The following is a 9,711-nucleotide window of genomic DNA, read 5'->3' as shown; positions in this document are numbered from 1 at the left end:
CATCTGGGGCGGGGCGTGATCGTCGACGTCGGCGTCGTGATCGATCACGACTGTCGCATTGAAGCGTTCAGTCACCTGCCCCCAGGTCATGTGAGCCTGCCGGGGACCCGCTGGCCCTAAACTGCCGTGCCGCGCCTCTCCACGCCCCTTGCTGAACCGCTTGACATGAAGTCCTCCAGCCCCTTGCCTTTCCTGCCCTTCGCGCTGCCCGAGATCGGGGAGGCGGAGATCGCCGAGGTCGTTGACACGCTGCGCTCGGGCTGGGTGACCACCGGACCGAAGACGAAGCGCTTCGAGGAGGCCTTCCGCGACTTTCTCGGTGACCCCGGCCTGCATGCGATGGCGGTGAATTCGGCGACAGCCGGTCTGCACCTGGCGCTCGAGGCCCTGGGCATCGGCCCGGGCGACGAAGTCATCACCACCACCCACACCTTCACCGCGACGGCCGAGGTCGTGCGCTACCTCGGCGCCGACGTCATCCTCGTCGACCTCGACCCGACCACGATGTGCATCGATGTCGAAGCGGTCGAACGGGCCATCACGCCCAGGACCAAGGCCGTGATCCCAGTCCACTACGGCGGGCTGGCGGCCGACATGCCCGCACTGCTGGCGCTGGCGCGGCGGCACGGGCTCAAGGTGGTGGAGGACGCGGCGCATGCGCTGCCGACGACGTCGGCGGGCCGTTTGGTCGGAACGCTCGACTCCGACCTGACCGTCTTCAGCTTCTACGCCAACAAGACCATCACGACCGGCGAGGGCGGGATGGTGGTGACGCGCGATGCCGCCCTGGCCAAGCGCATCCAGGTGATGCGCCTGCACGGCATGAGCCGCGACGCCTACGACCGCTTCACCGCGAGCGTGCCGAGCTGGTACTACGAGATCGTCGCGCCCGGCTTCAAGTACAACCTGACCGACCTGGCGGCGGCGCTCGGCTTGCAGCAGCTGAAGCGGGCGCATGAATTCCAGCAGCGCCGCGCCGCCATTGCCGAGCACTACAACACGGGCCTCGCCGGCTTGYCGCTGCTGCTGCCCCCGGCGGCGGCTGCCGGTGAAATTCACGCCTGGCACCTCTACGTGGTGCGTCTCACCGATGMGGCGCCGCTGCAGCGCGATACCTTCATCGAGCGCATGTTCGCGGCCGGCATCGGCTGCAGCGTGCACTACATCCCGCTGCACCTGCAACCCTACTGGCGCGACCGCTACGGCCTGCGGCCGGAACAGTTCCCGAGAAGCCAGCACGCCTACGAGCGCCTGGTCAGCCTGCCGATCTATCCGAAGATGACCGGATCGGACACCCAGCGTGTGATCGCGGCGGTGGCCGACGCGCTCGGCTGAGCCCTGTGCTGAAGCGGGGGCTGGACATCGTCGCGGCGGCGCTGGRCCTGCTGCTCCTCTCGCCGCTGCTGCTGCTGGCGGCGGCCTGCATCAAGCTCGACTCGCCCGGCCCAGTGTTCTTCCGCCAGGTGCGGGTGGGTCGGTACGGCCGCCACTTCCGGATCTTCAAGTTCCGGACCATGACGCATGCCGAACATCCCGTCGGGCCGCAGCTGACGGTTGCCGGCGATGCCCGCATCACCCGGACGGGCGGGTTCCTGCGCCAGTACAAGCTGGACGAGCTGCCGCAGCTGATCGACGTGCTGCGCGGCACGATGAGCCTGGTGGGGCCCCGACCCGAGGTGCCGCGCTACGTCGAGCACTACCCGCCCGCCACGCGCGAACGCGTGCTGAGCGTGCGCCCGGGCATCACCGACATGGCCTCGCTGCACTACCGCAACGAGAACGACCTGCTGACGCAGGCGCGCGACCCGGAACGGCAGTACCTGGAGGTGATCCTGCCGTCGAAGCTGCAATATGCGCTGGAGTACGTGGACAACGCCAACGTCGGCCATGACCTGCGCGTGCTGGGGCTCACGCTGAGCACGGTGTTCCTGCCCCCCTTGTCCTCAACGAGGAGATTTCTTCCCATGAACGACAGCAAACTGTGGGTGTGGCTCGATGAAGCGATGTCGACCCTCGATCCCAGGCGCGCCTGGGTGGCCACTGCGGTCGACGCGGTCGTCATCCTGGCGTGCTGGCATGCGACTTATCTGTTCCGGCTGGGCTTCGAGCGCTGGCAGCCCGGGCGGCCCTGGTACGACGACTATGTCTCCTTTGGCGTCGTGCTGGCCTACCTGGCCTGCCTGGGCCTGACAGGTGCGCGCCGCGGCCTGTGGCGATTCTTCGGCTTCGATGACTTCAAGCGGATCCTGGCCGCCTGCATGCTGGCGGGCATGGGCAGCGCCGTGGTCGTGTTGATGGCGCAACTGAGTGCCGTCGCGCGGGCGGTCTTGCTGCTGCATCCGCTGTTCACCGTGGTGGCGCTCAGCTTGGTGCGCATGAGCTATCGGGGGATCGGCGAACACGCGCGGGCGCGCGTGAACGGCGCCGGCACCGAGCAGCGCCGCGCCGTCGTGATGGGGGCGGGGGATGCCGCGCGCCGTCTGATCGCCGGCATCCACCTGCGCGACGGGTGGTACGTCCTCGCGTTGCTCGATGACGATCCGGCCAACCGGGGCCAGCGCATTGCCGGCATCCCCGTCCTCGGTTCGTTGTCGGAAGTGACGCGCCCGCACATCTGCTCGGGCGCCACCCATGTCATCGTGGCCATGCCGGGTGCCACCGAGGGGCAGCGCGAGCATGCCATTGCGCTGGCGAAGCAGACGGGCCTGCCTGTGCTCACCGTGCCCGGCCACAGTGCGCTGCAACCCGCGCCGGATGGCGACGGCGGTCAGCGTGCCTGAAGCGAGGCCGCCGCTTCGCGGTTGACTTCGTCGGCCGAGCGGTACTCGGGCACCAGGTTGCGGACCTGGCGCAGCATGCCGTCGATGTCGTTGCTGTCGCAGGCTACCTTCAGCGATTCGATCATCTTGTCGAGCAGTATCGGATCGATGTAGCGCTCGCGGGCGCACATGATGCGCGGATGCCCGCTCGGGACGACCTCGTTGCCGATGAGCAGCTCCTCGAACAGCTTTTCGCCGGGGCGCAGGCCCACGAACCGGACCTCGATGTCGCCATCGGGCTGGGTCTCGGTGCGTTCGGTCAGGCCCGACAGCCGGATCATCGAGCGGGCCAGGTCGGCGATGCGCACCGGCTCGCCCATGTCGAGCACGAACACCTCGCCGCCGCGCGCCATCGCCCCGGCCTGGATGACCAGCTGCGCGGCCTCGGGGATCAGCATGAAGTAGCGGATGATGTCTGGATGGGTGATGGTGATGGGCCCGCCCGAGCGGATCTGTCGCTTGAACAGCGGCACCACCGAGCCGGACGAGCCCAGCACGTTGCCGAAGCGGACCATCGAGAAGGTCGTGCTGCCGCTGCGGTGGGCCGCGGCCTGGAAGATCAGTTCCGCCGCGCGCTTCGACGCCCCCATTACGTTGGTTGGACGCACGGCCTTGTCAGTCGAGACCAGCACGCAGGTCTCGACGTGCGACGACAGCGCGGCGCGCGACAGCACCTGCGCGCCGACGATGTTGTTGCGCAGGCCCTGCTGGATGTTGCTTTCGACCAGCGGCACGTGCTTGTAGGCGGCCGCGTGGTAGATCGTCTGCACCCCGTGCTCGCGCAGCAGCCGGGACAACAGCGTTTCGTCGAGGACCGAGCCCAGGCACGCGACGATGTCGATCGAAGGATGCAGCTGCCGAAGTTCCTGGTCGATCGAGTAGAGCGCAAATTCGGAATGGTCCAGCAGCAGCAGGCGGCTCGGGTTCTGCGACGCGATCTGGCGGCACAGCTCGCCGCCGATCGAGCCGCCGGCCCCGGTGACCAGCACCACCTTGCCTGAGATGTTGCGGGCGAACAGCGCCGCCTGCGGCGGCACCGGATCGCGCCCGAGCAGGTCGGCGACGTCGACCTCGCGGATGTCAGAGACGTCGGCGCGGCCGTTGACCATGTCGACCAGGCCGGGCAGCAGCTTGATGGGCAGGCCGGCCTTCTCGAGGCTTTCGATGATCTCGCGCTTGCGCTGCATCGTCGCCGACGGGATGGCCAGCACGATCTGCGCGACGTCGTGCCGCTCGATCGCCCGTGCGAGGTCTTCCGGCGCGTAGACCTTCAACCCGGCAACCGTCTTGCGGTGCAGATCGGGCCGGTCGTCCAGAAAGCACACTGCCTTGTACTCGGTGCTGAACTGCATGGCCTGCGCGAGCTGCGCTCCGGCGTCGCCAGCCCCGTAGATCGCGGTGTGCAGGCGCGGCAGCCCGGCCCGCTTCAGGCCCTGGCGCAGCAGCTGGCGCGCGATGAAGCGCGAGGTGATCACGTACGTGAACGCGACGAACCAGTAGATCAGCAGCGACGAACGCGGCAGCACGTGGACGTTCAGCGCGAGCGCCAGCAGGAACACCATCAGCACGACGATCGCGAGCGATCCGCTGGCGGCGGCGACCACGCGCACGTCGATGTAGCGCACCACGGTTCGGTACAGGCCTGCCACGCCGAGCACCGGCAGGGTCAGCAGGCCCAGGATGACTTGGATGTCGAGCGAGGTCTGCAGTGCATTGCCGAGCGAGCCGAGCCGGAACGCCACCGATGCCATCACGCACAGTGGCAGGAACAAGGCGTCGCCGCCGATCATCAGCGCCAGCTTGGCGCGTGGCGGCAGCTGGGACAGGTAATGCCCGAGGGCGGATCGCAACATGGGCTCAGCTCCGGTGCGGGGTTGCGGCGCCATCCTGCGCCGCGGCGTCGCCGGCCTTGAACTTGAAGGCCAGCCAGGCAAGGGGGGCATAGGCGATGACCACGCCGGCTACGCCGTCCAGCCGCCCTTCGGCGACCAGCCAGGCCAGCGGCAGCAACCATGCCAAGTTGATAGCCCCGATCGCCAGCGACACGTTGCGGTGCGACCGCAGGCGGCGTGACGCGTACTGGTAGGCGTGGCTGCGGTGCGCCTGGTAGAAGGGCTGACGCCGGTTGACACGGCGAACCAGCGTCACCGTCGCATCGACCATGAACACGCCGTACAGGATGAACCAGCTCCAGAAGAGGTGCGGCAGGATGTGGCCGCACCACAGCGACAGCAGCCCGACCATGATGCCGAGGAAGCCGCTGCCGGCATCTCCCATGAAGATGCGGGCGGGCGGGTAGTTCCAGACCAGGAAGCCGCCGACGCAGGCTGCGAGCAGGATTGGCACCGGTCCACCGGAACCCGGGGCGTACAGCATCCACAGGACACCTGCGGCCACCATCACGGTGATGGCTTCGATGCTGGCGATGCCGTCGATGCCGTCCATGAAGTTGAACAGGTTGGTCGACCAGACCAAGTAGGCCCCGGCGACGACCAGCCCGGCGATGCCGAGGTCGATGCGGGTACCGAACACCGGCACCGGCGGGATGCCGCCCATCCACGCGAGGATCCAGGCGGCTGCCGCGGCATGCCCGAGGAAGCGCCAGCGGGCCGGCAGGTGCGAGCGGTCGTCGACGAAGCCCAGCACCGACACCAGCGTGCCGGCGCCGACGATCGCCGCGAAGAAGCGCGCGTCGATCATGCCGAGCAGCCAGGCGATGACGGTGAGGGCCAGGAACGACGTCACGATCGCGACGCCGCCGCCGCGTGGCGTGGCCACCTGGTGCGAGCTGCGCTCATTGGGCAGGTCAAGCAGCTGCGACGCCAGCGCATAGCGCCTGACGGCCGCAGTGAGCCCCCAGGCGACCAGGCCGCCGGCCAGCGCGAAACAGAGGAGGATCGTGGCGTTCATGGAGAGGAGGAGTCGCGATGGTTCGTCCGGTGGTGGCGGGCGGCTTCCAGCAGGCCGTCGACGGGGTCTTGCGGGGCCTGCCAGCCGGTCGCCCGCTGGAACTCGCTGCCGTCCACCTGCAGGCTGGCAGCCAGCTTGTTCCAGGTGTCGGCCTTGCCGGCGATGCGGGCGAGCGCAGCGAGCCAGGACACCGGGACGTCGACCACGGCGCGCGACGAACGTCCGCAGCCTCGCACCAGCGTCCGCAGGATCTCGCCGACGTCGGTGTCGCGGGCGTCGCCGACCAGGAAGGTGCGCCGCGATGCCTGCGGGTGTGCGCCCGCCACGAGCAGGGCGTCCACCAGGTTGTCGACGCCGATCAGGGTGCGGGGCGCATGCAACCCGCCCAGCGGCAGCAGCGGAGCGCGCGCGGCCAGGTTCATCAGCTTCAGGAAGTTGCCCGGGCAGCCCGGACCATAGACCAGCGGGGGACGCAGGATGACGTAGTCGGTCGGGCCTTCGGCCAGCGCCTGCGCCACCGATTGCTCGGCCAGCCACTTGCTCTTCGCGTACGGCTCGATCGGGTTCGGCCGGTCGTCGGCGCTGAACGGTCGGCCGCTGGTCGCGTTGCCGTTGACGCCGATCGAGCTGACCAGCACGACACGCTGCAAGCCTGCCGCGCGTGCTGCCTGCGCGACGGCGACGGCGCTGTCGACGTTGGCGGCACGGTAGCGCTCGTCGATGCAGGGTGCCGCGGTGTCTTCGCCGAGTTGGTGCGCACGCGCCGCGAGGTGGAAGACGACCTGCGCACCGGCGAAGGCCGCCTGCAGCGCGCCGGCATCGGCATAGTCGGCCACGCGGATGTCCGCGGCCAGGCCCGGGCGGCGGCTGCCGCGCCGCGACAGCGCGACGACCGGAATGCCGTCGCGCAGCAGGCGGTCGACGAGGCGGGTGCCGATGAAGCCGCTGGCTCCGGTGACGAGGGCGCGGCGGATCATGCGGCCTGCTCCGAGGCGGCTGGCGCCGTGTCGCCGAGCACCTCGTCGACCCATCCAGCGAGGCTGTAGCGGCGGTACAAGGCTTCGCCCACCGGCACGAACGGCGACTCGAAGAAGCCGGCAGGCACGCGTGGTGCCGCACGGTCGATCACGCAGATGTTCTCGGGGCGGTAGAAGTCGTAGTCGCGCACCTGCGCGTTGGTGGTGATGAGCTTCTTGTGCGATCCCATGGTCTCGAAGGTGCGCATGGTCAGCCCGCGCTGGCGCGGGTGCTCGATGTCGAGCACCGACAGCGAGCGCGAGAACACCGACTGCAGCGTGGCCTTGTCCAGCGGGGCGAAGCGGAAGTCGTCGCGCTTCGAGCGGCGCATGGCCGGCTTCGACAGCCGGTAGGCATGGTAGACCCACGGGGCCTGCAGGTAGAGGTACCAGTACGCGTTCAGGCCGGCCGGCAGGGTCTGGCGCAGGCGGTCGATGACGGCGAAACGGTCGGTGTGCGCCGTGCCGACGAAGCTGATGTGGTGTTCGAAGCCGCCGGCCGGCGGGCGCTCGAAGCCGCTCGAGAAGAAGAGCGGCCGCAGGCGCATGCCGTATTGCCGGGCACTGGCCGGATCGAAGCTGAAGGTGTCGTCGTAGAACCGCAGGTTGTCGATGACGCCGCGGCGGTTGTCGACTGAATCCCACATGTACAGCACGCGGCGTGCCGTCGGGAAGCGGCTGCGGAGCAGGCGCAGCGTCACTGGTGACAGCGTCTGCCCGTTGACGACCAGGATCGTGTCGTAGTGGCGCGCACCGAAGCCGGCGAGCAGGCGCTCGTACAGCCGGTCGGCGGCGGGCAGCACGCGGGCCGGGCTCAGGCGCGTCAGTGCCGTCATCAGCGGTGTATCGAAGGGCCGATCGGGCAGCAGGTCGACCTGCGCGCCACGCCGCGAGATCTCGCCGCCGATGTCCTTGTCGTAGCCGAAGAAGCGCGGCGCGACCAGGAGGACGCGCTGGCCGTCGAGGCGCTTCATGCCCCCTCTCCCTGCCTGATCACTTGGTGACCAGCAGCTTGACCGTCAGCCACTTGGCGCGCTGGAACGACTTCGGGAAGCTGGTTTCGAAGAACAGGATGGCGCGGTTGCGCAGCCTGTCGAGCGACTTCGGGTGGTGCACCGACCAGCCTTCGAAATCGGTGTTCTTCAACGGCTTGATGCGCGACTGGAACTGAAGGAAGCGGTGCGAGGACGGGATGAAGTGCGCCGTCAGCGACGAGCGGCTGAAATCGGGCTGCAGCGTCTCCAGGCTGCCGTGGATGGTGCGCGCATGCCAGAACAGCACGTCGCCTTTCTGCAGCGCGGGCGCGCGACATTCGAGCCGATGGTCGCGGATGATCTCGACGATCAGCTTCTTGTAGCGGTCATGGTTGAACGCGACGTCGAAGTCGCCGCCGTTCTTGGCGAGATCGATCAGGTGGCTCTTCGGGTAGACGAAGAAGCGGCCGGCACCGGGCTGGATGTCCTCGACGGCATACCAGGCGGCCACCATGGTGCCGATCTTCTCGCTGTCGAGGTAGTAGGTGTCCTGGTGCGGCCAGGTCTGCGAGTTGCCTTCGAAATACATCGACTGCACGAGCTTCGGGTCTTCGCCGAACAGCGTGCGCAGGAAGGCCTTGACCTGGTCGTTGCAGATGGTCTTGAGAGCCTTCTTGCGGAAGTCGCCGAGCGTCGCGGTGGGAACGTCCTGCACGTTCAGGATCGGGTTCATCACGAACGAGCGGTCGTTGAAGCGGTTCCGCTCGGGGTTGCCGCCGGTCTGGCGGTAGAGGAAATCCGGGTACTTCTTGATCTGGCCCGCGAAGGCCGCGCGGGCTTGGTCGCACAATTCGGCCGGGGCGCCGCCGCGGATGACGACGTAGCCCTGGTCATGGAAGTAGCTCGCGGCCTCGGCCAGCTGGTCGGGCCGGAAGTACGGATTGTCTTCCCCGGCGGAGGCCGGGATGCTGATCTTGTCGCCTGATGGCGTGGAGATGGAAAACATCAGAGTGCTCCTGTACGGATGATCTGGGCCTGCGGGCTGACGGCGAGCGAACCCTGCGGCAGGTTGGTCATGACGATGCTGTTGGCGCCGATGCGGCAGTCGTTTTCGATGGTGATGCCGCCCAGCACCTTGGCGCCGGAGCCGATGAGCACGCGGTCTCCCACGCGCGGGCGACCGTCGTCGGCGTACTCGATGGTCTTGGCGCCGAGGGTGGCCTGGTGGTAGATCACGGCATGGCTGCCGATCGACGTGGCGCCGATGACGGCGCCGTTCGCGTGCGGCATGTAGAAGTAGGGACCGATGTCGCAGCGCGAGCTGATCTCGACGCCGTGCAGGTAGAAGTTGAGCCAGGTCAACAGCTTGGCGCTGCCGTTCCAGTTTTTCTTCTGGCACGCGCTCGACAGCCGGTAGATCGCCACCGGCGCGCAGCGCGGGATCAGGAAATTGCGCCAGAGGTCGCGCTTGCGCGGGATCCTGCCGGCTTGCCCGTTGTAGAAGAAGTAGCGTTCGAGGTCGCTTTGCAGCAACCCCGACAGGCGGGAGGTGTCGATCGGGTCCATGGATCAGCGCGACGCGTTCGTCAGGCCCATCTTCTTCAGTTCGTCGGTGGCGCGGGCCGACTGGTCTTCGTAGACGGGTTGCGTGCGCGCCCAGTCGACGAAACGCTGCAGGCCGTCGCTCAGCGACAGCCGTGGTTCGAAGCCGAGCAGCGCCCGTGCGCGCGACAGGTCGGCGAAGCAATGCCGGATGTCGCCCACCCGGTATTGCCCCGTCACGCGCACCGGCACTGCGAGCCTGGACACCTCGAGCAGCGTGCGGGCCAGCGTGCTCACCGAGGTGGCCACGCCGCTGCCCACGTTGAGCGTGGTGCCGGCCGGCAGCTCGGCCTGCAGCACGCGACACAGCGCCTCGATCACGTCGTCCACGTGGACGAAGTCGCGCGATTCCTCGCCGTCCTCGTAGATGGGGATCTCAAGGTTCTGCCG

The 9,711-nt window shown here is 68.2% G+C and carries 9 protein-coding genes and 1 pseudogene; 3 read left to right on the top strand and 7 right to left on the bottom strand.

From position 1 onward, the window contains the following. Nucleotides 1-165 precede the first annotated feature (165 nt). The 3 genes and pseudogenes from AC1D01_RS10380 (at nucleotide 166) to AC1D01_RS10370 (ending at nucleotide 2,780) form a co-directional block, all read left to right on the top strand. Nucleotides 166-1,335 carry a DegT/DnrJ/EryC1/StrS family aminotransferase gene (locus tag AC1D01_RS10380; RefSeq protein WP_477865954.1) on the top strand — a complete coding sequence of 390 codons (1,170 nt, stop codon included), beginning with the start codon at nucleotides 166-168 and terminating at the stop codon, nucleotides 1,333-1,335. A 5-nt stretch (nucleotides 1,336-1,340) separates the two neighbouring features. After that, nucleotides 1,341-1,925, top strand: a pseudogene (locus AC1D01_RS10375) (sugar transferase); the annotation flags it as partial. Between the two features lie 39 nt (nucleotides 1,926-1,964). Continuing rightward, on the top strand, nucleotides 1,965-2,780 hold the full coding sequence (locus AC1D01_RS10370; RefSeq protein WP_477865955.1) for a nucleoside-diphosphate sugar epimerase/dehydratase: 816 nt from the start codon (nucleotides 1,965-1,967) through the stop codon (nucleotides 2,778-2,780). Here the strand turns inward: AC1D01_RS10370 and AC1D01_RS10365 are convergent. The 7 genes from AC1D01_RS10365 to AC1D01_RS10335 all read right to left on the bottom strand — a co-directional run. Further along, complete coding sequence (locus AC1D01_RS10365) at nucleotides 2,768-4,672, bottom strand: polysaccharide biosynthesis protein (protein WP_477865953.1); 1,905 nt, start codon at nucleotides 4,670-4,672, stop codon at nucleotides 2,768-2,770. The genes AC1D01_RS10370 and AC1D01_RS10365 overlap by 13 nt on opposite strands. A gap of 4 nt (nucleotides 4,673-4,676) precedes the next feature. Beyond that, nucleotides 4,677-5,729, bottom strand: coding sequence for an MraY family glycosyltransferase (locus tag AC1D01_RS10360; protein WP_477865952.1), 1,053 nt, complete (start codon nucleotides 5,727-5,729; stop codon nucleotides 4,677-4,679). Continuing rightward, complete coding sequence (locus AC1D01_RS10355) at nucleotides 5,726-6,706, bottom strand: NAD-dependent epimerase/dehydratase family protein (RefSeq protein WP_477865951.1); 981 nt, start codon at nucleotides 6,704-6,706, stop codon at nucleotides 5,726-5,728. The genes AC1D01_RS10360 and AC1D01_RS10355 overlap by 4 nt, the downstream gene beginning before the upstream one ends. Further along, nucleotides 6,703-7,719, bottom strand: coding sequence for a WaaS/CpsH family glycosyltransferase (locus tag AC1D01_RS10350; protein WP_477865950.1), 1,017 nt, complete (start codon nucleotides 7,717-7,719; stop codon nucleotides 6,703-6,705). The genes AC1D01_RS10355 and AC1D01_RS10350 overlap by 4 nt, the downstream gene beginning before the upstream one ends. Nucleotides 7,720-7,738: 19 nt before the next feature. Further along, entirely contained in the window at nucleotides 7,739-8,725 is a 987-nt protein-coding gene (locus AC1D01_RS10345; RefSeq protein WP_477865949.1) for a phytanoyl-CoA dioxygenase family protein, read from the bottom strand. Next, nucleotides 8,725-9,285 (bottom strand): serine O-acetyltransferase, encoded by a 561-nt coding sequence (locus AC1D01_RS10340; protein WP_477865948.1) that lies wholly within the window; start codon nucleotides 9,283-9,285, stop codon nucleotides 8,725-8,727. Before AC1D01_RS10340 ends, AC1D01_RS10345 begins: the two co-directional genes overlap by 1 nt. A gap of 3 nt (nucleotides 9,286-9,288) precedes the next feature. Further along, nucleotides 9,289-9,711, bottom strand: a 423-nt coding sequence (locus tag AC1D01_RS10335; RefSeq protein ID WP_477865947.1) for an NAD-dependent epimerase/dehydratase family protein, incomplete at its 5' end; no start/stop codon positions are given.

The organism is Rhizobacter sp. P3_B12 (genome assembly GCF_056402895.1).
Note: the sequence above shows the minus strand (reverse complement) of the source record. Positions and strands in the feature narration are given on the sequence as shown.

Excerpts from the sequence above, each read along its gene's own strand:
- AC1D01_RS10370 (WP_477865955.1), top strand. The coding sequence starts at position 1,965 with ATGAACGACAGCAAACTGTGGGTGTGGCTCGATGAAGCGATGTCGACC.
- AC1D01_RS10365 (WP_477865953.1), bottom strand. The coding sequence starts at position 4,672 with ATGTTGCGATCCGCCCTCGGGCATTACCTGTCCCAGCTGCCGCCACGC.
- AC1D01_RS10360 (WP_477865952.1), bottom strand. The coding sequence starts at position 5,729 with ATGAACGCCACGATCCTCCTCTGTTTCGCGCTGGCCGGCGGCCTGGTC.
- AC1D01_RS10355 (WP_477865951.1), bottom strand. The coding sequence starts at position 6,706 with ATGATCCGCCGCGCCCTCGTCACCGGAGCCAGCGGCTTCATCGGCACC.
- AC1D01_RS10350 (WP_477865950.1), bottom strand. The coding sequence starts at position 7,719 with ATGAAGCGCCTCGACGGCCAGCGCGTCCTCCTGGTCGCGCCGCGCTTC.
- AC1D01_RS10345 (WP_477865949.1), bottom strand. The coding sequence starts at position 8,725 with ATGTTTTCCATCTCCACGCCATCAGGCGACAAGATCAGCATCCCGGCC.
- AC1D01_RS10340 (WP_477865948.1), bottom strand. The coding sequence starts at position 9,285 with ATGGACCCGATCGACACCTCCCGCCTGTCGGGGTTGCTGCAAAGCGAC.